General features: G+C 73.9%; 18 protein-coding genes. 7 read left to right on the forward strand and 11 right to left on the reverse strand.

The genetic code is table 11. The annotated features are described in order from the left end of the window. Positions 1–389 precede the first annotated feature (389 nt). From BMW99_RS33350 to BMW99_RS33370, 5 genes are all read right to left on the reverse strand, one after another. Entirely contained in the window at positions 390–1,190 is an 801-nt protein-coding gene (locus BMW99_RS33350; RefSeq protein WP_069465213.1) for a polysaccharide deacetylase family protein, read from the reverse strand. Between the two features lie 91 nt (positions 1,191–1,281). Beyond that, positions 1,282–2,160 carry a metal ABC transporter permease gene (locus tag BMW99_RS33355; RefSeq protein WP_069465214.1) on the reverse strand — a complete coding sequence of 293 codons (879 nt, stop codon included), beginning with the start codon at positions 2,158–2,160 and terminating at the stop codon, positions 1,282–1,284. Then, positions 2,157–3,074: a metal ABC transporter permease gene (locus tag BMW99_RS33360; protein WP_069465215.1), complete on the reverse strand. Its 918-nt coding sequence runs from the start codon at positions 3,072–3,074 to the stop codon at positions 2,157–2,159. The genes BMW99_RS33355 and BMW99_RS33360 overlap by 4 nt, the downstream gene beginning before the upstream one ends. After that, positions 3,071–3,964, reverse strand: coding sequence for a metal ABC transporter ATP-binding protein (locus tag BMW99_RS33365; RefSeq protein WP_079176268.1), 894 nt, complete (start codon positions 3,962–3,964; stop codon positions 3,071–3,073). Before BMW99_RS33365 ends, BMW99_RS33360 begins: the two co-directional genes overlap by 4 nt. A gap of 2 nt (positions 3,965–3,966) precedes the next feature. Beyond that, positions 3,967–5,016 (reverse strand): metal ABC transporter solute-binding protein, Zn/Mn family, encoded by a 1,050-nt coding sequence (locus tag BMW99_RS33370; RefSeq protein ID WP_075018105.1) that lies wholly within the window; start codon positions 5,014–5,016, stop codon positions 3,967–3,969. Between the two features lie 300 nt (positions 5,017–5,316). Here BMW99_RS33370 and BMW99_RS33375 point away from each other — a divergent pair, with 300 nt between their 5' ends. Then, on the forward strand, positions 5,317–6,840 hold the full coding sequence (locus BMW99_RS33375; protein WP_177226129.1) for a flavin monoamine oxidase family protein: 1,524 nt from the start codon (positions 5,317–5,319) through the stop codon (positions 6,838–6,840). A gap of 57 nt (positions 6,841–6,897) precedes the next feature. On the opposite strand, the gene BMW99_RS33380 is transcribed toward BMW99_RS33375, so the two are convergent. Further along, the gene (locus BMW99_RS33380) at positions 6,898–7,527 is read right to left on the reverse strand and encodes an HAD domain-containing protein (RefSeq protein ID WP_075018107.1); all 630 of its coding nucleotides are present in this window, start codon (positions 7,525–7,527) and stop codon (positions 6,898–6,900) included. A gap of 766 nt (positions 7,528–8,293) precedes the next feature. Then, positions 8,294–9,826, reverse strand: coding sequence for a sulfatase family protein (locus BMW99_RS33385; protein WP_075018108.1), 1,533 nt, complete (start codon positions 9,824–9,826; stop codon positions 8,294–8,296). Positions 9,827–10,072: 246 nt separating this feature from the next. On the opposite strand from BMW99_RS33385, the gene BMW99_RS42975 reads away from it, so the two are divergent. The 4 genes from BMW99_RS42975 to BMW99_RS33405 all read left to right on the forward strand — a co-directional run bounded on the left by BMW99_RS42975 (position 10,073) and on the right by BMW99_RS33405 (position 14,132). Next, positions 10,073–10,555, forward strand: a complete 483-nt coding sequence (locus BMW99_RS42975; protein WP_075018109.1) for an SAV_915 family protein — start codon at positions 10,073–10,075, stop codon at positions 10,553–10,555. 13 nt (positions 10,556–10,568) lie between these two features. Next, entirely contained in the window at positions 10,569–11,987 is a 1,419-nt protein-coding gene (gene lysA / locus BMW99_RS33395; protein ID WP_075018110.1) for a diaminopimelate decarboxylase, read from the forward strand. A 208-nt stretch (positions 11,988–12,195) separates the two neighbouring features. Further along, the gene (locus BMW99_RS33400; protein WP_069464506.1) at positions 12,196–13,134 is read left to right on the forward strand and encodes an NAD-dependent epimerase/dehydratase family protein; all 939 of its coding nucleotides are present in this window, start codon (positions 12,196–12,198) and stop codon (positions 13,132–13,134) included. Next, positions 13,131–14,132, forward strand: coding sequence for an RNA polymerase sigma-70 factor (locus BMW99_RS33405; protein WP_079138570.1), 1,002 nt, complete (start codon positions 13,131–13,133; stop codon positions 14,130–14,132). Before BMW99_RS33400 ends, BMW99_RS33405 begins: the two co-directional genes overlap by 4 nt. Positions 14,133–14,208: 76 nt before the next feature. On the opposite strand, the gene BMW99_RS33410 is transcribed toward BMW99_RS33405, so the two are convergent. From BMW99_RS33410 to BMW99_RS33420, 3 genes are all read right to left on the reverse strand, one after another. Next, on the reverse strand, positions 14,209–14,688 hold the full coding sequence (locus BMW99_RS33410; RefSeq protein WP_069464505.1) for a carboxymuconolactone decarboxylase family protein: 480 nt from the start codon (positions 14,686–14,688) through the stop codon (positions 14,209–14,211). 215 nt (positions 14,689–14,903) lie between these two features. Continuing rightward, a complete protein-coding gene (locus BMW99_RS33415; protein WP_069464504.1) occupies positions 14,904–15,482 on the reverse strand; it encodes a dihydrofolate reductase family protein in 579 nt (192 codons plus the stop codon). 171 nt (positions 15,483–15,653) lie between these two features. Then, positions 15,654–16,325, reverse strand: coding sequence for a winged helix-turn-helix transcriptional regulator (locus tag BMW99_RS33420; RefSeq protein ID WP_069464503.1), 672 nt, complete (start codon positions 16,323–16,325; stop codon positions 15,654–15,656). 97 nt (positions 16,326–16,422) lie between these two features. Here BMW99_RS33420 and BMW99_RS33425 point away from each other — a divergent pair, with 97 nt between their 5' ends. After that, positions 16,423–17,205, forward strand: a complete 783-nt coding sequence (locus tag BMW99_RS33425; protein WP_075018111.1) for an SAM-dependent methyltransferase — start codon at positions 16,423–16,425, stop codon at positions 17,203–17,205. Between the two features lie 212 nt (positions 17,206–17,417). Here the strand turns inward: BMW99_RS33425 and BMW99_RS33430 are convergent, their stop codons facing one another. Beyond that, entirely contained in the window at positions 17,418–17,840 is a 423-nt protein-coding gene (locus BMW99_RS33430) for a hypothetical protein (protein WP_141726401.1), read from the reverse strand. Here BMW99_RS33430 and BMW99_RS33435 point away from each other — a divergent pair. Next, a complete protein-coding gene (locus BMW99_RS33435; protein ID WP_141726402.1) occupies positions 17,803–21,075 on the forward strand; it encodes a hypothetical protein in 3,273 nt (1,090 codons plus the stop codon). The two genes, BMW99_RS33430 and BMW99_RS33435, sit on opposite strands and share 38 nt — an antisense overlap. Positions 21,076–21,355: the final 280 nt, after the last annotated feature.

Below are 21,355 nucleotides of genomic sequence, written 5' to 3' on the forward strand. Positions count from 1 at the left end.
CCTTCCGGCCCGTCCCCGTCTGCGGGAGGACCTTGGCCGTGCCCCATGTCCCCCGCCGCACGGTGGATCAGCGGGAGGGGGTGGGGAGGAAGTGCTCCCCGCAGAGAAATGTGCGCGGCCCCCGGGCAAGCCGATGGACGAACCCGTATGCACATTTCCGAGGAGACGCTTCCGGAGCGCCCCCGACCCCACGGACAAACGGCACGCACACCAGGGGCGCGAGGAACTGCGCGACAAGCCACAACGGCGCGGCACACGGCCGACAAGCCCCGGGGGCACCCCGGAAGCCGAAGGGGCGCGGGGAACGGCGCGACCAGCCACGATGGCGCGGCACACGGCCGAACAAGCCCCAGGGGCACCCCGTTGCCACCGGCCGGTGGCCGGCACGCCTACTTGTAGACCTCGCCAGGAACCGGCACTCCCGGTGCCAAAAGCTGCCGCACCGTCACGAACGTGTACCCCCGCGCCTGGAGTGCGGTGATGATCCCGGGGATCGCCGCCACCGTGCCGTTGTATCCGTGGTTCGTGGGATCCACGAGATCGTGCAGCAGGATGATCCCGTCCGGCTTCGTCTGCTTCAGTATCCGCGACGTGATCAACGCGGAGTCCGTCGTGCGGTAGTCCGCCCCGTTCGCGCTCCATTCGACCTCGGCCATGCCGAGGTCCTTGGCGACCGCGGTGACGGTGCCGCTGGTGCGGCCCTGCGGGGGGCGCAGGAGGGTGGGGCGGGTGCCGGTGACCTTCTCGACGGCGTCGCGGCCCTCGGTGATCTCCTTGCGCACCTCGGCCTTGCTGATCTTGGTGAGTATCTGGTGGGACCAGGTGAGGGTCTCTATCTCGTGGCCGTCCGCGGCCATCTGCCGCACCATCTCGGGGTGGACCATGACGTGGTTCTTGCCGAGGGTGAAGAACGTCGCGTGGACGTGGTGGCTGCGCAGGATCGCCAGGATCTGCGGGGTGCGCACGCTGGGGCCGGCGTCGAAGGTGAGGGCCACGCACTTGGCCTTGCGGCAGTCGACCGTGCCGTTCGGGCCGGAGGCGAAGTCGGCCTGGCCCGCGGTGGTGGCGTGGTCCCGCGCGGCGGCCGGTGCGGTCGCGTCGTAGCCGTTGCACCCGGCCAGGCCGAGGACGAGCGCGCCCGTGGTGAGGAGCGCGGCCAGCCCGCGGGCCGGCAGGGTCGAGCTACGCATGCGGGATCTCCCTGTGTCGCGGCCCGCACGGCGCGGGCCGCCCGCGAACTATACACAGGGCGTATACGACGCCCGGCGACCGGCCTCCGGGTCAGACGGCGGGGCGCCGGCGCAGGGTGGGGAGGTACGTCGCGGCGTACACGGCGGTCGCGGCGGCCAGGATGCTGAAGCTCGGCGGCATCCGCGGCACGGCGTAGCTGACGGCCAGACCCGTCCACATCTCGGCGACGGCGAGCGCGCCGGACAGGGCCAGGGCCGGCAGCGGGCGGCCGGTGAGCCGGTGCGCGGCTCCGGCGGGCGCGGCGAGCAGGCCGAGGATCAGCAGCGAGCCCACCGCCTGGGTGGCCTCCGCCGCACACACCCCGGCGAGCGCGAGGAAGCCGAAGCCGAGCAGCCGGACGGGGACGCCGCGGGCCGCGGCCACCGCCTCGTCGAGGGAGGCGAACAGCAGCGGCCGGGCGACGGCCGCGAGCGTCGCGCAGATGCCGAGGCCCACGAGGGCCGCGGTCAGGGCCTGGGCCGAGGACAGGCCGAAGATCGACCCGAACAGCACGCTCACGCCGGCGCTGCCGTTCCCCGCGCTGCGCGAGGTGGTGTACAGGGTCAGGAAGAAGACGCCCAGTCCGAGGATCCAGGAGAAGACGCTGCCGATGGCGACGTCGTCGGCACGCCCGCGGGTGCCCATGCCGCCGAGCAGCAGCGCCACCGCGACGGCCGCCGCGTAGAGGCCGATCCGCAGGTCGGCGCCGAAGGCCAGCGCGGCCAGCGCGCCGGTGAACGCGACGTGGCTGAGCGCGTCCCCGACGAAGACCTGGGCGCGCAGCACCAGGAAGTACCCGGTCAGCCCGGCCGCGGCGGCGATGGCGGTGCCGGCGAGCAGCGCGTGCTGGAAGAAGGGGTGCCCGAAGGCGCCGCCCCAGGCGGCCCACGGGGGTGCGGCGGCGGTGACGGCCGCGAGGGCGCCGGTCATGCCGCACCCGCCGCGGGCAGGAGGGCCCGGCGGGGCAGGCGGCCGGCCGCGAGCCGGGCGAGGCGGGCCAGCACGTACGCGGCGAAGGCGTACGTCGTGACGAAGAAGCCGAGCGGGTAGTCGGAGTAGTAGGCGGTGGTGAGGCCGAGCCAGGTCACGGCGACGGCGATCGCCACGGACAGGGCCAGGCTGCGCACGGGGCGCGCGGTGAGCGTCTGCGCGGTGGCCGCGGGCATCACCAGCAGCGCGAAGACCAGCAGGGTGCCGGTGATCTGGCTGGCCTCGGCGGCGGCCGCGCCGAGCAGGACCAGGAACCCGGTGGACAGCAGCCGCACGGGTACGCCGCGGGCGGCGGCGACGTCGGGGTCGACGGAGGCGAACAGCAGCGGCCGCCCGAGCGCGGCCAGCGCCACGAGGACCGCGGCGGCGACCGCGAGCAGCACCCGCACCTGGCCGGTGGTGATGCCCAGGAAGCTGCCGAACAGCATCGACGTCACCCCGCCGAGCAGGCCCTTGTAGAGGGCGGTGAACAGGAAGCCGCAGGCCAGCAGGAACGCCTGCACGGTGCCGGTGAGCGCCGCCTCCTGCGCGCCGGCGTCGCGGCCGGTGCGCGGCACGGCCGCGATGACCAGGGCGGCGGCGACGCAGAACACGAAGTAGCCGCAGGCCGCGGACGCGCCGGCGAGGACGGCGCCGGCCGCGCCGGGGAAGCCCACCACGGCCAGGGTGTGCCCGGCGAAGCTCTGCCGCCGCAGCACCATGAACCAGCCCATGACCGCGGACGCGACGGCGGTGATGGTGCCGGCCCGGAAGGCGTTCACCATGAACGGGTACGCCCACATCTGCCGCAGGTCGTCGACCGGGTTCCACGACCAGCCGGCGGAGGCGTCGGCCAGTGCCGTGACCGCCGTCATGGCCGGCCGCCGGCGGTGTGGCGGTCGGTGTGCCGGGCGGGCGCCTCGGGCTGGCCGACGACGACGAGCCGGCCGTCGGACGTGCGCAGCACCTCGATCGGCGTCCCGTACAGGCGTGACAGCGTCTCCGCGGTGATGACCCGCTCGGGCGGCCCGGTGACCGCGCCGCCCTCGGCGAGGTACACCACGCGGTCCAGGCGGGACAGGATCGGGTTGACGTCGTGAGCGACCATCATCACGGTCACGCCCTCCTCGCGGCAGATGCGGCCGACGAGCGCCGCGACGGCGGCCTGGTTGGGCAGGTCGAGGCTGTCCAACGGCTCGTCGAGCAGCAGCAGTTCGGGGCGGCGCACCAGCGCCTGCGCGATCAGCAGCCGCTGCTGCTCGCCGCCGGAGAGCCGGCCGATCGGCCGGTGCGCGTATCCGCTCGCGCCGACCAGCTCGACCACCTCGGCGATCCGGCGCCCGGCGTCCCTGCGTCCTGCCGACCAGGGCAGCGGCAGCCCCCAGCGGTCCCCGTCCCAGCCGAGCCTGACGATGTCCAGGCCGCGCATCCGCAGCGAGGGGTCGAAGCTGCGGCGCTGCGGCAGGTAGCCGACCCGCTGCCCGGCCCTGCCCGGTGCGGTGCCGAGCACGCGCACCTCGCCCGAGGCGGGCGGCAGCACACCGAGGAGGACCTTGAGGAGGGTGGACTTGCCGACGCCGTTGGGGCCGAGGATGGCGACGAACTGGCCGGCGCCGACGTCGAGTCCGACGTCGGACCACAGGGTGCGGCCGCCGATCCGCACGGACGCGCCGCGCAGCGAGACGACGGGCGCGGCGGAGCGGGCGGGGTCCGTTCCGGTGTCCTGGCGGGGGACGGCGCCGGGGGTGCGTGCCGGGGTGGTCACGGTCACTTCCCCAGGGCCGTGGCCAGGGCCTGCCGGATGCCGTCGAGCTGGCGGACCTGCCAGTCCTGGAACGACGCGCCGGCCGGGGTGAGGGTCTCGGTGACGGTGGCCACCGGGATGCCCGCCGCCCTGGCCTCCTTGACCTGCTGCTGCACGTCGGGTGTGGCGTTCTGGCTGTTGTACACGTAGACCTTGATCTGCCGGTCCTTGATCTGCCGGTCGATCAGCGCCTTGTCGTGCGCGGTCGGGTCGGTGCCCTCGCTGATGGCGCCGAGGAAGCTCGCGGGCGTCAGCATCTTCAGGCCCAGCCCCTCGGCGAGCGGGCTGACGATGGACTCGGAGGCGCCGATCGGGGTGCCCGCGTAGGCGGCCCTGATCCCGGCGACGGCCTGGGTGTAGGGCGCCAGGGTGCGGGTCTCGAAGGTGTTCTTCAGCCGGTCGAAGTCGGCGGCGTCGGCCGGGTCGATCGTCTTGTAGTCCGCGGTGATCCGCTCGACGACGGTGTGGACGTCGGCGGGCGAGTACCAGCGGTGCGGGTTGCCGCCGGGCCTGACGCCGACCAGGTCGCCGACGTCCAGGTCGGTGCGGTCCGGGGAGGGCGTGGCGGCCAGCAGCTTTCCGGCCCAGCTGTCGTAGCCGATGCCGTTGACGATCGTGAGCCGCGCGGACGCCACGGTCCTGGCGTCCTTCGCGGTGGGCTCGTAGTCGTGCGGGTCGGCGTCGGGGTTGTCGATGACGCTGGTGACGTGGACGTGGCCGCCGCCGAGCTGGGCGGCCAGGCTCCCCCAGAAGTTCTCCGCGGCCACCACCTGGATCGTCCGCCCGCCGCCCTTTCCGTCGCCCGCGGAACCCGGGGTGCCGCCGCCCGTCGCGGACGAGGAGCCGGTGGATCCAGTGGATCCGGTGGACCCGGTGGACGCCGTGGAGCAGGCCGTGGCGGCGAGCGCGGCCAGCACCGCGACTCCGCCGAGGGCCAGCCGGGTCGGCGTGACCCGCGCGAACGGCGCGCGGCGGGCGGGACGCGGTTGACGTCGGTGTGCTGCTGCCTTCATGACGCGGTGCTCTCCTCGCTGGCGCGGGGCCCGGCTGCGGCCCTCTGCGTCCCACCGTAGATGAAAACGACTTTCACAACCATGGTCGTCGGGGAAGTCATGAAAATCATTGCCATCTTGTGACCCCGGGGTCCCCCTCGGTGATCGCTCGCTTACGTGTACGACACACGTGACCGCACGGCGCGTAACGCGGCGCTGCCACAGTCCCCTGGCCAGCAGCGAAAGGGGACATGACCGATGACCCAGTTCAATCGCCGCGACTTCCTGCGCGCCGTCGGCGCCACGGGCGGAGCCGGCGCGATGCTCGCCACCATGGGGGCGCTCGGCCTCACACCGACGGCGCAGGCGGCCACCCGCGGCGCGCCGTACCGCGCGCCGCGGCCCGGCGACTTCACCCTGACCGGGCGCGCCGCCGCGAAGGTCGTGGTGCTCGGCGGCGGCATCGCCGGACTGACCACGGCCTACGAACTCGGCAAGGCCGGCTACGACTGCACCGTCCTGGAGGCCCGCGACCGGGCCGGCGGCCGCAACTTCACCGTCCGCGGCGGCGACACCACCACCGACCTGTACGGCAACCGGCAGACCGCCCGCTTCTCCGACGGCCAGTACATGAACGCCGGGCCGGCCCGCATCGCCCAGTGGATGGTCACCCTCGACTACTGCCGTGAACTGGGCGTGCCCATCGAGGTGTTCACCAACGTCAACGCCGACGCGTACCTCTACAACGAGTCGGCCGGGATGACCGCGCCGGTGCGCTACCGCGCCGCCAAGGCCGACGTGTTCGGCTACGTCACCGAACTGCTCGCCAAGGCCGGCGACCAGGGCGCACTCGACGCCGCGCTGACCGCGGACGACCGCGAGCGCCTGATGGAGTTCCTCAAGGACTACGGCGACCTCGGCGACAGCTTCGACTACACCGGCAGCACCCGGCGCGGCTACTCGGTCTGGCCGGCCGCGGCCGGCGTCCCCGGAGTGGTGGACACCGCCGTGCCCACCGCCTCGGAGGTCTTCGCGTCCGGCGTCGGCCGCTACTTCGCCTTCGAGTTCGAGTTCGACCAGGCGATGCTGATGTTCCAGCCGGTCGGCGGCATGGACCGGATACCCCACGCCCTGTCCCAGGCGATCGGGTCACGCCGGATCCGCACCGGCTGCGCGGTCACCGAGGTCACCGACCGGGCGGACGGCGTCACCGTCACCTACACCCAGGGCGGCCGCACCCGGACCGTCGACGCCGACTACTGCGTGGCCGCGATGCCGCCGAACATCCTCGCCAAGGTGCCGCACAACCTGGGGTCCGGCGTGCAGTCCGCGCTGGAGGCCATCACCCCGTCCTCGGCCGGCAAGATCGGCCTGGAGTACCGCTCGCGCTGGTGGGAGACGGACCACCGCATCTACGGCGGCATCACCGAGACCGACCTGGACGTCACCCACATCTGGCACCCGTCGTACGGCTTCCACGGCCCGCGCGGCGTGCTCATCGGCTACTACAACACCGGCTCCAAGGCCGACTCCTACGCCGCGCTCAGCCCGCAGGCGCGCGAGGCGCGGGCGGTGGCGGCCGGCGTGAAGATCTACGGCGAGAAGTACCGCAGCGAGCTCGTGTCCTCCTTCTCCCACCACTGGCGGCAGTTCCCCTACCAGGAGGCCTCCTGGCACAGCACGCCCGGCGGCCCCGACGCCCCGCGCTACAAGCCGCTCACCCAGCCCACCGGCCGGGTCTACTTCGCCGGCGACTGGCTCAGCTACATGGACGCCTGGCAGCACGGCGCGTTCACCTCGGCGCGCACCGCGGTGACGGCGCTGCACCAGCGCGTGCTGGCCTGACCGCCACGGCGCGGGCCGGGGGGCGTGCCGTCCGCGGCCCCCGGCCCGCGCCGGCGGTCACGGCACCGCCCCCGGCGTCGAACCCTCGGCGTCGCCCCCGCACCGGCTGCGGTCACCGAACTCCCCGCCACCCGTGCGGCCGCCGGCCGTGCCGTAGCCGGTGCCGCCGCGGCGCAGCCACGCCTCGAGCACCGCGAAGTCCCGGTCGGTGAGGCCGTGGCGCGGATCGACGCGGTGCAGCAGCGCCCGCGCGGGGTGCCGGGCCGCGACCCACGCCCGGTCGGTGGCGGTGATCTCGTCGTCGACCCAGACGAACGGCCGGCCGGCCGACCAGCCGAGCAGCGTACGGGTCTTCCAGTGCAGGCCGAGCGGGATCTGCTCGTCCGACAGGTCGGGCCAGCACACCACCGGCAGCTCGGGCAGCCCCAGCAGCGGCGTGATCAGCAGGTTGGCGTCGTACTCCCAGGTCGTGGCCCACACCAGTTCGCAGGGCAGCGCGAGCAGCCGCGGCCCGAGTGCCGGGTCGATCCTGGCCAGCAGCGGGTGCACGGCCTCCAGCTCCGGCGCGGCGGGGCTCTCGTACGTCGGGTAGCGGCCGCCGGGCAGCTCCCCGGCCGCCGCGCCGAACGGGATGAGCGGACCGTCGACGTCGAGGAACAGCAGCGGCGGACGCGCGGGAACGGTCATCTCTGCACCGTAACTCCCTCGGGTTCGGCATCCGGGGTGCACCGCGCTGCGCGCTGCCGTCCGCGGGTCTCGTCGTGGCTTGTCGCGTGCCCCCGGGCCGGCCGGTGGGTGTTCTCGGCCTACGGGGTGCCCCCGGGGCTTGCTGGGTCGGCATCCGTCCTGCCCCTTGCGGTGCGTCGCCGTCCACCGGCCGGTGGGTGGTTGCTCGCGCAGTTCCTCGCGCCCCTGGTGTGCGTGCCCTTTGTCCGTGGGGTCGGGGGCGCTCCGGAAGCGTCTCCTCGGAAATGTGCATACGGGTTCGTACGCATCCGCACCCGGGGGCCGCGCACATTTCTCTGCGGGGAGCACTTCCTCCCCACCCCCTCCCGCTTACCCACCGTGCGGCGGGGGACATGGGACACAGCCAAAGCCCTCCCGCAGACGGGGACGGGCCGGAAGGGGACGATCCGGGTGTGTCCCCGCAGAACTGTGCATCCGCCCGGGTAGGGCACGGAAGAACGGTGCACGCACAGTTCGAGGAGACACTCCCGGAGTGGCCCCTGACCCACCCCCCGACGTGCACCGCCAGGGGCGCGGGGAACTGCGCGACCAGCCACAACGCACCGTGCGACGGGCGCGGCGGCTCGGGGGCTCCCCGGATGCCGAAAGGGGCGCGGGGAACTGCGCGACCAGCCGAGACGAGACCGGCAGACGGCAGCGCGCGGCACCCCGGAGGCCGAAGGGGCGCGGGGGCACCCCGTTGTGCGGGCAGGGGCGTCGCGTCCGTTCAGGACGCCGCCTTGGTGCAGGCGGCGGCTCCGGCGCAGTGCTGGAGGGCGACCAGCTCGGCGTGCAGCGCCGACTTGCGCGCCGGGGACAACGAAGCGGCGGCGTCGTGCAGTTCGGAGGGATCCGCCGCCACGTCGTAGTACTCGCGCTCGCCGTCCGCGTACTCCACCCACACGGCGTCAGCCGTGCGTATCGCCTCGTAGGTGGGCGGGTTGCCGCTGTTGACCGGCGCCGCGTCCGGATCGTTCGCGGCGGAGCCGGGATGGTGGTGCTCGACGAGGACCGCCCGGCGCCAGTCGGGGGCGGAGGAGCCGTGCAGGAGGGGGGCGAGGCTGCGGCCGTCCGCGGTGGGGGGCGCGCCGGCGCCCGCGAGGTCCTGGAACGTCGGGCTGAGATCGACGTTCTCGGCGAGCGCGCTGGTGCTGCGGCCCGCGGGGACGTGCGGGCCCGCGACCACGAGCGGCACCTTGATGTCGGTGTCGTACGCGGTCTGCTTGCCCGGGCGGAGCCGGTACTCGCCCATGTGGAAGCCGTTGTCGGAGCTGAACACGACGTAGGTGTCGCCGGCCAGGCCCTTCGCGGTGAGTTCCGCGCGGACGCCCGCGATCAGGTCGTCGACGGCCTGCACGGAGCGGACGCGCCTGGCGAACTTCTGGTCGATGGAGCGCTGGTCCTTCGCGGTCAGCGGGGTGAGGCCGCGCTGCCAGGCCGGCACCGGCGTCGGCGGCGTGTCGTAGGCGGGGCCGCGCGGTGCCTGGACGCCGGGGTAGAGGTGGGCGTCGCGCGGCGCGGGCGTGGACGGCGCGTGCGGTGCGAACGTGGCGAGTTCCAGCATGAACGGCTTGTGGTCGGTGGCCGCGCCGTCGATGAACGTACGGGCCTTCCGCCCGACGACGTCGGTGAGGTAGTCCGACGGGTCGTGCCCGTAGTGGACGACCTTGCCGTTCTCGTTGAGGTCGTAGTCGAACTCGGGGTAGCCGTTGCCGGCCGCGTCCCACTCGTTCCAGCCCGGCGGGACGTACGGCGTGCCGGTGCCGTTGGTGTTCCCGGGCTGGTAGCCGTTGAGGTACTTGCCCATGAAGCCGGTGCGGTAGCCGGCCTTCTGCAGGGCGGGCGCGTAGCACTTCTTCTCGTCGCCGTTGCGGTTGAACGCCGCATAGCCGCCGTCGTCGCCGTTGTTGGTGAACACCCCTGTGTTGTGGGGGTAGTCGCCGGTGAAGATCGACGAACGCGACGGGCAGCAGAGGGAGTCGGTGACGAAGTAGTCGTCGAACGTCGTGCCGTCCCGCTGCAGCTCCTTGACGTGCGGCATGTACGGCACGAGGTTCCAGGACAGGTCGTCGGTGAGCACGAAGACGATGTTGGGGCGGGTGGCCGGCCCTCCCGGGGACGCCGCGGACGACGCCGGCGACGACGGGGCGGGGCCCTCCCCGCGGGCCCCGCCGCTCGTGCACGCGCCGAGCAGGAGCACCGCGCCGAGCCCCGCGCAGAGCGCGAGGGCGCGGCGGCGCGGTCGAGGACGATCCGTCATGGCACCAGCTCCCTTTCGTGCGGACCGGAGTGCCGCACGGTAGGGACGGACCTTGTGGGAACTCTGTGATGCGGGCGTCACGGGGGTCCGGACGGGCCGCCGTCAGCGTTGCGCCAATACCGGGTCGTCCGCCGTCAGGGGTGCGTCAGGAGCGGCCGCTGGGCCGCCTGGGGCGGACATACCGTCACTGACGTGCCCCGGGCTTCCTTCCCGGCCCGGGGACCTCGTGCTCGAAGGAGCTTCGCCATGACCGACTCGCTGTACACGGACGACCCCGAGCCCTCCGATCGACTCCCGGCCGGACTGCTCTACGTGCCCGTCCGGCCGGGACCCTACGGATTCGCGGCCCGCATGTTCCGTACTCCGCTCGGCGACCGCACGGCCGTCGGCTTCACCTCGCACCGCCGGATGACCGCGGTCCTCGGCCGCGAGCAGGCGTGCACCAGGCTCTCCGTGCCGGCCCTGCGGGCGCTGGCCGAGCCGCTGGGTGTGACCGCGTTGACGGTCGACCCGCAGCTCGCCGCCCCGCCGGTGCGTCACGAGGCCGGGGCCGCCCCGGCCCCCGTTCCCGGAACGGCCCCGGCCCCCGCCGCCGTGCCCGTGGCCGCGGGCCCCGGCTCCCTTCCCAAGCCGTCGGCGCGGACGGGCTGGGATCCGCAGATGGTCGGCGTCATGCGGGTGACCGCCATGGCCGCCGCCGTCGAAGCGCTCACCCTCTGGATCGGCTGAGGAGGTGCCCAGGATGACCACCGTCATGCCTTCGGCAACACCCGTGACCCCCGCTACCCCCGTCACCCCCGCGACGCCGCCGTCGCCCGGTGCTCCGGGCAGCCCCGCCACCCCCGCGACCCCGGCGCGCGAGGAGCCCCTCACCGCGCCGTGGCCGGAGTCCGCCCGCGTCCTGCCGGGCGAGGGCCTCGCGGTCGGCGGCGTGCCGCTCGGCGAGGTCGCCGAGCGGCACGGCACCCCCGTCTACGTGGTGGACGAGGCCGAGGTGCGCGAACGCTGCCGGACGTACCTGCGGGCGTTCCCCAACGCCGACGTCGTGTACGCGGCGAAGGCGTTCCTGTGCCGGGCCATGGCGCACTGGGTGCAGGAGGAGGGCCTGGGCCTGGACGTGTGCTCGGCCGGCGAGCTGGAGCTGGCGGTCACCACCGGCTTCCCGCCGGACCGCATCGTGCTGCACGGCAACGCCAAGAGCCCGGAGGACCTGGACGCCGCGCTGCGGCTGCGGGTCGGCAGGATCGTCATCGACAGCTCCTCGGAGGTGCCGCGGCTGGCCGCGGCCGTGCCGTCCGGCAGCCGCCAGAAGGTGCTGGTCCGGGTGGTGCCCGGGATCGCGGCCGGCGGGCACGCCCACGTGCGCACCGGGACCGACGACCAGAAGTTCGGCCTGTCCATCGCCGACGGGTCCGCGCAGCACGCCATCGCCCGCGTGCTGGAGCAGCCCCGGCTCGAACTGGTCGGCCTGCACTGCCACTTGGGCTCGCAGATCACCGCGGTCAAGCCGTACCTGGCGGCGGTGCGCCGGATGGTCGGCCTGCTGGCGCGGGTCCGCGACTCGCACGGCGTCACCCTCGAACAGCTCGACCTGGGCGGCGGCCACGGCATCTGCTACCGGCCGGGCGAGCCGGAGATGGACATCGGCGTGCTGGCCCGCAAGGTGTACGCCGAGCTGGCGGAGAGCTGCGCGGCGGCCGGGCTGCCGGTGCCGCGGCTGACCGTCGAGCCGGGCCGGGCCATCGCCGGACCCGCGGGTGTGGCCCTGTACCGGGTGCTGGTCGTCAAGCGCACCGCCGGCACGACGTTCGTGGCCGTCGACGGCGGCATGAGCGACAACCCGCGGCCCGCGCTGTACGGGGTGCGGTACGCGCCGCGGCTGGCCGGGCGCGAGTCCACCGCCCGCCCGGCGCTGGTGACGGTCGTCGGCCGGCACTGCGAGGCCGGGGACGTGCTCGCCGCCGACGTGCCGCTGCCGTCCGACATCCGCCCCGGCGACCTGCTGGCCGTCCCGGCGGCCGGCGCGTACCACGTGTCGATGGCGTCCGGCTACAACATGGTCGGCCGGCCCCCGGTGGTGGCCGTCGACGGCGGCCGGGTGCGGCTGCTGGTGCGCCGCGAGTCGCTGGCCGACATCCGCAACCGCGACGTGGGCCTGTAGGCCCCGGCCACGGCGCTGCGGGCGCCCGCGCGGGCGCCCGCAGCGCGTGTCCCGGACAACCGTTCCTGCTCGCCGGTGAGTTGCCGGCCCCCCGCCCCCGCCGTCCCGGAACGGATCGCACGTCACTCCCGACGCGCGCCGCGGCACCGCTGACCGGACTGCCCCGGATGGTAGAGAGAAATGGAGATATTCCGGATACAGGGGAGTGATGGCTGTGCGCGTGTTCGTTGCTGGTGGAGCCGGGGTGCTCGGACGGCGGCTGGTGCCGCAGCTCGTGGCCCGCGGGCACGAGGTGGTCGCGACGACGACGAGCGCCGACAAACTGGGCGTGCTGGAGCGACTGGGCGCGCAGGGAGTGGTGATGGACGGGCTGGACGCCGGGTCGGTGTCCGACGCGGTCGGCAAGGCACGGCCCGACGCGATCGTGCACCAGATGACCGGCATCTCCCTGAAGCACGCGGGCAAGCCCGACCTGAAGCACTTCGACCGGTGGGCGGAGCCCACCATCCGGCTGCGCACCGAGGGCACCGACCACCTGCTCGCGGCCGCGGAGGCGCACGGCGTCGGCCATGTCGTGGCGCAGGGTTACGCCAACTGGAACGGCCTGCGGGAGGGCGGCTGGGTCAAGACCGAGGAGGACCCGCTGGACATGGAGGAGGGCACCGCCGCGCAGACGTCGATGGAGGCGCTGCGCCATGTCGAGGACGTGGTGGTCAGGGCCGGCGGCGCGGTGCTGCGCTACGGCGGGTTCTACGGCCCCGGCGCCATCGACGACCAGGTGGAGCTGGTGCGGCTGCGGAAGTTCCCGCTGGTCGGCGACGGCGCCGGCTACGCCTCGTGGGTGCACCTGGACGACGCGGCCGCCGCGACCGTCCTGACGCTGGAGCAGAAGGCCCGCGGCGTGTTCAACATCGTGGACGACGAACCGGCCCCGGCGGCGCAGTGGTTGCCGTACCTGGCGGAGTGCGCGGGTGCCAGGAAGCCCATGCGCGTGCCGGTGTGGATGGCCCGGGTGCTGGCCGGCCGGGTCGTGGTGATTATGATGACGGAGGGGCGCGGCTTCTCCAACGCCAAGGCCAAGCGGGAGCTGGGCTGGGAGCTGCGGTATCCCTCGTGGCGCCAGGGCTTCAAGGAGGAGCTGGCTTGACGCGAGCCGAGGAATTCGAAGAGCTCAGGTCCCTGTTGTTCTCGATCGCGTACCGGATCCTGGGCAGTGTCAGTGAGGCCGAGGACGCCGTGCAGGAGACGTGGCTGCGCTATGCGGCCTCCTCCACCCAACCCACCTCCGCCAAGGCGTTCCTGTCGGCGGTGGTGACCCGGCTCTCCATCGACGTGCTGCGCTCCGCGCGGGTGCGGCGCGAGGAGTACGTCGGCCCGTGGTTCCCCGAACCGCTGCTCACCGACCCCTACGAGGACCCCGAGCGGTCGGCCGAGCTGGCCGACTCGGTGTCGATGGCCGCGCTGGTGCTGCTGGAACGCCTCAGCCCGCTGGAGCGCGCGGTGTTCGTGCTGCGGGAGGTCTTCGGGTTCGGCTTCCCGGAGATCGCCTCGGCGGTGGGCCGTTCGGAGGCGGCGTGCCGCCAGCTGGCGGTGCGGGCGCGCCGCCACATGGACGAGGGCCGGCCCCGCTTCGAGGCCGACCGCAGGGAACGTGAGGAGCTGGCGGGGCGCTTCTTCGACGCGTTCCGCGAGGGCGACGTCGACGGGCTCGCCGAACTCCTGGCCGCCGACGTGACGTTGGTGGGCGACAGCGGCGGCAAGGCGCCCCGCGTGGCCGACGAGTTCCTCGGCCTGGGCAACGTGTCGAAGGTGATCCGCGGGCTCGTCGAGCTGTTCGTGCGGGTCGGCGGCTCGGTGGAGCTGCACGAGATGAACGGCCACCCGGGCGGGATCTTCCGCGACCGCGACGGCCGGGTCCTCAACACTTGGACGCTGGACATCCTCGACGGCCGTATCCAGACGATCCGTTCGGTCAGCAACCCCGACAAGCTGGCCCACCTGGGCCCGGTGGCCGACACCCTGGCGCTCAACCGCGACGAGCACCTCACGAAGGACCTGGCCTCGCACCTGGGGGGCACCCGCACACCGGACCCCGAGGGCGGTCCCGGGGCGGATCCCGGGACGGGCCGCGACACGGACGCCTGACCGGACTCCCGCGCGGCGGCCCCGCCTTCGGGCGGGGCCGCCGCGTCTTCGGAGGCGTCCGGCCGGGGGAGGCGCGTCAGCCGAGCCGGTCGAACATGCCCCGCTCGTAGGTGCCGCCCATCATGTTGACGGCCAGGCTCATCCGGTTGGACGCGTTGATCATGCCGATCACGCAGACCAGCGTGCCCAGTTGGTCGTCGTCGAAGTGCTTGCGGACGCCCTCCCACGTCGCGTCGGACACGCCCTTGCCGCCGTCGAGGACGGTCGCCTCCTCGGCGAACGCCAGCGCGGCCCGCTCCGCCTCGGTGAACACGGTGCTGTGCCGCCAGACGGCGACCAGGCCGAGGCGCTGCGGGGTCTCGCCCAGCGCGTCGGCCTCCTGGGTGTGGATGTCGACGCACCAGCCGCAGCCGTTGAGCTGGCTGGCCCGCAGCGACACCAGCTCCTGCAGGTTCCTCGGCAGCGACGACTCGTGGAGCGCGAGCGACGCGCTGTAGAAGCGCTTCGAGGCCTTCGCGGCGGTCGGGCTGTCCAGCAGGTTGAACCGGGGTTCCATGGAGCGTCCTCACTTGTGGCGTTCACGCGGTGTGTGTGCTGCTGCGCTGAACGCACACAAGATGTCAACGACCCCGGGCCTGTGACGGTGTGCCGATGTGACGTGCGCCATCGGCCGCGGCTGTCACGGAAGCCGTCCGGCCGGCGTCCGGTGGGTGGCACGGCGGTCGGGCGGGAGACCGCGGTGAGCCGCTGAGCCTCCCGCCCGGCCCGCGGTCACCGGGCGAACGCGTAGGTCTGGAGGACCAGTTGGCCGCCGATCCGGCGGGTCTCCAGCAGGCGCAGCGCCCGCGTGCCGCCGAGGGCGGCCTCGTCGAGGAGCCGCCCGCCGCTGCCGGCGACGACCGGGAACACCATGAGGCGGAGCTCGTCCGCCAGGTCGTTCGCGATCAGCGTCCGGGCCAGTCGGAGGCTGCCGTAGACGACGATGTCGCCGTCGACCGTCCGCCTCAGTTCCGCGACCTCCTTCACCGGATCCCCGGCGAGGACCGTCGCGTTGCTCCACCGCGCCTGCTGGAGGGTCGAGGAGACGACGTACTTGGGGATGGCGTTCAGCCGGTCCGCCCACGCGCCCTCGCGCGACAGCCACCGCGACGCGAACCACGCGTCGCTGCGGCCGCCCAGCAGCAGGGCCGAGGCCTCCGCCGCCTCCCGCATCTCGTGCTCCGCCCACGCCTCGCGGTCCGCACCCATGGCGTCGGTGAACCAGCCGCCCCCCGGGGTGCCCTCCTGCCCGTCCGGGTCCTGCACCACTCCGTCGAGCGCCGTGTTCGTGCCGATCACGATCCTGCCCATGACCACTCCCTGCGTCTCCGGACGTCCGAACCCCGGCGTCCGACCTGCCCGGCCCCGCCGTTCCGCGCGGGTCTCCCCGCGTTCGTCCCGGTGGGCCGGCTCTCACAGGGGCAGACACCGCACGGTCCGCGAAGTGGGCGGCCGCGGGAGAGCGCGGGAGCGCGCCGGGGATCAGCCGGCGGGGGCGGCGGCGGTCGCGGTCCCGGTGACCAGGCCGGGCAGGACCTGCGCGCGGTCGTCGACCTCCAGCCCCATCTCGACTGCCCGTTCGGGGGTCAGCGCGCCCGACAGGACCGCGCCGACGAGCATCGCGGGACCGGTGAGCGTGACGTCCGCGGCCGGGGCGCCGCCCCGGCGGATCGCGAACCCGTCCGGCTCCAGGATCATGTGCAGCCGCTCGTTGCCGGACCCGCTCCCCGACTCGATGGCGACGACGACGCGGGCGCCGGGCGCGAGCCGGCCGGGCAGCAGCAGCGCCCCGGCCAGCGCCGTCCAGTGCGGCTGCACGGTGTCGGCGGCGCCGGGACCGGACGCCATGTCCTCCAGCCCCCAGCGGGCCAGCGCCCGCACCACGTCCTCCAGTTCGCGGCCGCGGGCGGTGAGCCGGACGAGCGGGGTGCCGACCGGCGGCGGCGCGTCGAAGCGCTCGACGAGCCCTGCCGCCTCCATGGTCCGCAGGCGGTCGGCCAGCAGGTTCGTCGCGATGCCGGGCAGACCGCGCCGCAGGTCGGAGTAGCGGCCGGGGCCCAGCGCCAGCAGCTCGCGGACGATGAGCAGCACCCAGCGGTCGCCCACGACGTCCAGTGCGCGGGCGACGGAGCAGTACTGGTGGTAGCTCTTCACGGCTCCACGCTAGCGCGCATTGACTTCCTCCAGTAGTCGCTTTATTTTTTCAAGTAGAGACCGTGTGCTTCACGCCCCCGGAGAGGCGGCCGTGCCGATGACCTACGACGAGTCCGGCATCATCGACGCCATCGAGCGGCTGGCCCGCACCGACGTGGCGGCGCTCACCCAGGACCAGCTCGACGGCGTCGACCAGTTCCACGCGGGCGGCCCCGAGGCCGTCGACCGCCTCGTCCCCGCACTGCGCCTCGGTCCCGGCACGACGCTGCTCGACGTCGGCTCGGGCTTCGGGGGCCCGGCCCGCCAGATCGCCCGCGCCACCGGCTGCGACGTCGTCGGCGTCGACATCACCGCCGCGTACGTGGAGGCCGCGCGCGAACTCACCGCGCACGCGGGCCTCGACGCGCGGGTGCGCTTCCACCACACCCGGTTGTCCGGCCTCCCGCTGACCGGCTTCGACGCCGCGGTCACCCTGCACGTCCAGATGAACGTCGCGGACAAGCGCGCGTTCTACGCCGACATCGCCGCCCGCCTGCGCCCCGGCGCCCGCCTCGCCGTCCACGAGGTCTGCCGCGCCGGCGACGCCCGGCCCCCGCTGCCCCTGCCCTGGTCGCTCGACGGCTCCGACAGCTTCCTCGCCACTCCCGACGAGCTCCGCCGCGACATCGCCGCCGCCGGCTTCGACCTCGTCGAGTGGACCGACGACACCTCCTGGGCCGCCGACTGGTTCTCCGCCCTCGGCCGCCGCCTCTCCGCCGCCCCCGCCCCCCTCACCCTTCCCGCCCTGCTCGCCGACGGTCCCACCCGCATGCTCAACTACGCGATCGCCCTCACCGACGGCACCCTCACCCTCCACCGCGGCACCTTCACCGCGTCCTGAACACCGGACCACCGCACGCCTGTTGGGACGGACCGGCCCGCTCCGGGACCAGGTCCGGCGCGACCGGCCCAATTGCTTGGCCGCGTGTCCGAGGAGGTCGCTACGCTTTGCGGGCCCTGAGTGGCCCTCTGATCCTCACGGGGCCGGGGCGGTGTCTCCAGGGGGGGACCTATGTCAGACGTTTCCGGCGAGGTGCGCCGGTTCAGGCGGCGTCACGGGAGACCGTGGGCGGCCGCGCGTGCGGCCGTCGCCACCGGTGTCGCCGTCGCGCTGCTCGGCTGGGCGGGACCCAGCCAGGCCAGCTCCGCAAGCGCGGCGGCACAGCCCGCCGCCACCGCCGTGTCCGCCTCCGCGCACCACGCGGAGTCCACCCGTTCGACGCGGCCCCCGGCGCCCACCGCGTCGGCGAAGCCCGCGCCGAGCACGCTCCCGGCCGCGGGCCCCATGGCCTCCGGAACGGCGAAGCCCGAGGCCGCCCCGAAGAAGGCCCCGGCGCCGTCCGCCGCCCAGGTGAAGGCCCTGCGCGCCGCCTCCGCGGCCCGCGCCGCCGCCTCGGCGACACGGGCGGACACCCAGACCACCGGGTGCGGCGCGCCGTTGCCGCTCGACACCGTGCACGCCTGCTCGTCGATCACCCAGGGCGGCACCGACACCTACACCGTCACCACCACCGCCGATGACGACGTGCTGACGATTCAGCTCGCCACGGCCGCCGACGCCGCGTTGACCCTGCGGCTCACCGGTCCCGACGACGCCGTGTTCCGCTGCGTCGGGGGAGCGGGACCCACCACGTGCACCACGGGTCCGGCCGGCGACTACACGCTCACGGTCACCGACCAGTACGGCAGCGGCGCCTACACGCTCGCGGCGTCGTCCTTGAGATCCTCCCCGTGCCACGCGGTCACCGACGCCGATCTGGCCTTCGGCGGGACGCCGTTGACCGGATCGCTCGCCGCCGGCGCCGCCTCCGCGTGCGACGCGTTCGGCGACAGCGCCGCCGCCGGGGACGTGCTGCGGCTCGGCACTCTGGCCCAGGGGCTCCAGGGCACGATGTACGACGCCAACGCCACCGCGGTCTGCTACGCCTCCTCGTACGTCAACGCCTGCACGCTCTCGGGCACGGCCCCCTACCGGATGCTCGTGCAGAGCGTCTACGCGCAGGCCGTCACCTACTCCCTGGCCGTGAACCGGCTGTCCCACCCCTCCGGTTGCACGACGCTGGCCCCCGCACCCTTCGGCGACCCGGGATCCGGCGCGGCCTCCGGCACGGTGCCGGTCGGCGGCGTGACGTGCCGCGCGGTCGCGCTGCCCGCCGGGCCCGCGCAGGTGTCGCTCCAGGGCGGGGCCTCCACCAGCGGTGCCGCCTCCTGGCAGCTGTACACCGCCGACGGCACCCCGGTCTGCCAGGGCAGCGACGACGCGACGTGCGACAGCCTGCCGGGAGCCGGCACCTACAGCCTCCTGGTGGACGACGTGTCGCCCTACGAGGACGCCTCCTACGCGATCGCACTCGTCCCGCTGACCAGCACCACCGGCTGCGCCGCCGCCGTGGGCACGGCCTACGACCTGCCGCCGCTGCACGGCGATCTGGCCTCCCCCGTGCAGGTGGACTGCCAGGCGTTCGACGCGACGGCCGGCGACCGCATCGACCTCACCGCGAGCCCGGACGTCTACGCCGAGCTGAGCGCGGTGATCGTCGACCCGTCCGGCGCGCCGAGCTGTTCGAGGGACACCGCCGACGGCAGCAGCCAGGACGGCTGCGTCCTCACCGGCACCGGCCCCTACCGGGTCGTCACCCACAGCCTGTACGCGTTCACCGGGACGTACAGCATGCGCATCGGCGGCCTGTCGCACCCCGCGGGCTGCACCGCCCTGTCGCCGCAGGCCTACGGCACCGCGCCGGTCCCGTCCACCGACCCCTGCTGGCTGCTCCAGGTCCCCGCGGCGGGCGCGTACGACGTGGGCGGCACGGGGGTCTACCGCGAGGACGGCACGCGGTTCTGCGCGCAGGGCGCCGCCCTGTGCACGTTCCCGGCCGCGGGCACGTACGCCATGGTGTTCCGGCCCGGTTACGTCGACGACGGCACGTTCACGCCCGTGTTCGTCTCCCCGGCGCAGACCGCGGGATGCGCGGCGGGCTCCGACACGGGCTTCGCCACCGGCGCCCTGCGGGTCGACCTGTCCGCGGCGGGCGTGCGCGACTGCCTCACCCTGCCGACCGCCTCCGGCAACGGGCTCTACCTGGCCGCGAGTTACTCCGACGCCGGGTACGTCCCGGACGAGACGGTGTACGACGCCGCGGGCGTCCAGCAGTGCGAGAACACGTACGCGTTCCACGTCTGCAAGCTGACCGGCACCGCGCCCTTCCACATGGTGCTCACCGCGCCCCGGCCGGCCGTCTACGGCCTGACCGTCCAGCGCACCGGTGACAGCGCGGGCTGCGCGGCCTGGCCGCTGTCCGCGTTCGGCGGCTCCACGGGCACGGCGGTGACGCTCACCGCCGTCCGGCAGACCGCCTGCCTGGCGCTCCCCGCGAGCGGGCACTCCACCGCGGAGATGTTCGACTTCACGAACACCGCGAACAAGGTCAACGCCTCCGTCCAGGTCTTCGACGCGGCGGGCGACCAGGTGTGCGCGACCATCGGCAGCTCGACGACGACGTGCCGGTTCACCGCCGGGGCCGGCTACACGGCCGTCCTGGTCGGCGTCGGCACCGCCGACACCTACCACCTCGTGCACCGCGACGTGTCCTCGACGGCGTCGTGCGCCGCCCCGGCGTCGCTGACCGTCGGCAGCGCGGCCACCGACTACACCTTCACCTCCGCGCTCGACTCCCGCTGCCTGCGCGTCAAGGCGGCCACCACGGACAAGCTGTGGCTGTCCGTGCGGACCCCGGCGGCCGCCGCGAACACCGGCGCCGACCTCCTGGTCGTCGACTCCTCGGGCGCCATCGTGTGCTGGCAGTACGGCGCCTCGTGCCGGGTCAGCGGCTCGGCCGACTACGTGGTCGCCGTCCTCGCCTCGAACTACGCGGGCACGCCGATCGCCGCCCACGTGGACACCTGGCGGGTCGGCACCGCCTCCGGCTGGGTGTCCCAGTGCACGGCGAACTCCCTGCCCGCGGACGGCTTCGGGCCGCGTACCGGCAGCCTGACGCAGACCTCGGCGGCCCTCTGCGGAGTGATGCAGGTCAAGCAGCACCAGCTCTGGAACGTGTACCTGGCGACGGGCGACCCGGCGCACGTCCCCGCGCTGGGCATCTACGACGGGAACGCCTGGAACGGCTCCGGCTACGACTTCCACTACCAGTGCATGGAGTCCTCGCCGGGATTCCGGTACCAGTGCTCCGGCAGCACCAGCGCCGCCCAGGTGCTGTTCCTCCTCAGCCCGGGCGACACCGCCCTGCCCGTCCCGTACACGCTCCAGGGCGTGTGCACGTCCCAGTGCGCGACGGGGCCCAAGACCGCGGACGTGACGGCCCTGTCGCCCGCGTCGGGTCCGGCCGAATCGGACAACCAGGTGGTCGTGCACGGCACCAACCTGACGCTCGGCACGACGGTGGACCTGCGGAAGAACGGCCTCTCGGTCATCGACTACCCGATGTCGTACCCCGTGTCCGTCAGCGCCGACGGCACGTCGCTGACGGTGCGGCTGGCCACGTACGGCGTGCCGCCGGGCCGGTACGACGTCGTCCTGGACGACACCGGATACCAGGTCGGCACCCGGTCCCCCGGGTACCTGCCGGGCGGCTACACCGTCACCAAGGCGCCCATCAAGAAGGGCGGCGGCCCGGCAGCCATCACCGAACCCGCCTGGATGGCCGCCTTCCTGAAGAACCGTCCCCACCGGACGGTGACCTACCACCGCTGACCGGGCTCGCACCCGAAGGCCGCGAGGGCCCCGCCGTCCGGCGGGGCCCTTCGCCGTGGAACCGCTCCGGCCGGCCCGGCGCCACCGGCGCCGGTCCCTCCGGGCGCACCAACTGTGCGGCTTCTGTTTGTCCGTTGTACGCCTTGTCCGTGTCTGATGGTGGACGTCCGTGGACAGGACGGGAATACTCCCGCATGTCCACTGCCGTCTCGCTCTGCACGCTCCGGTGTTGGCCTGACAACGTTGTCTTCCGGGTCGGGCCGTGCACGCGCATCGCAAC

The sequence above is a fragment of the Actinacidiphila rubida genome (assembly GCF_900110255.1).
GTDB lineage: Bacteria > Actinomycetota > Actinomycetes > Streptomycetales > Streptomycetaceae > Actinacidiphila > Actinacidiphila rubida.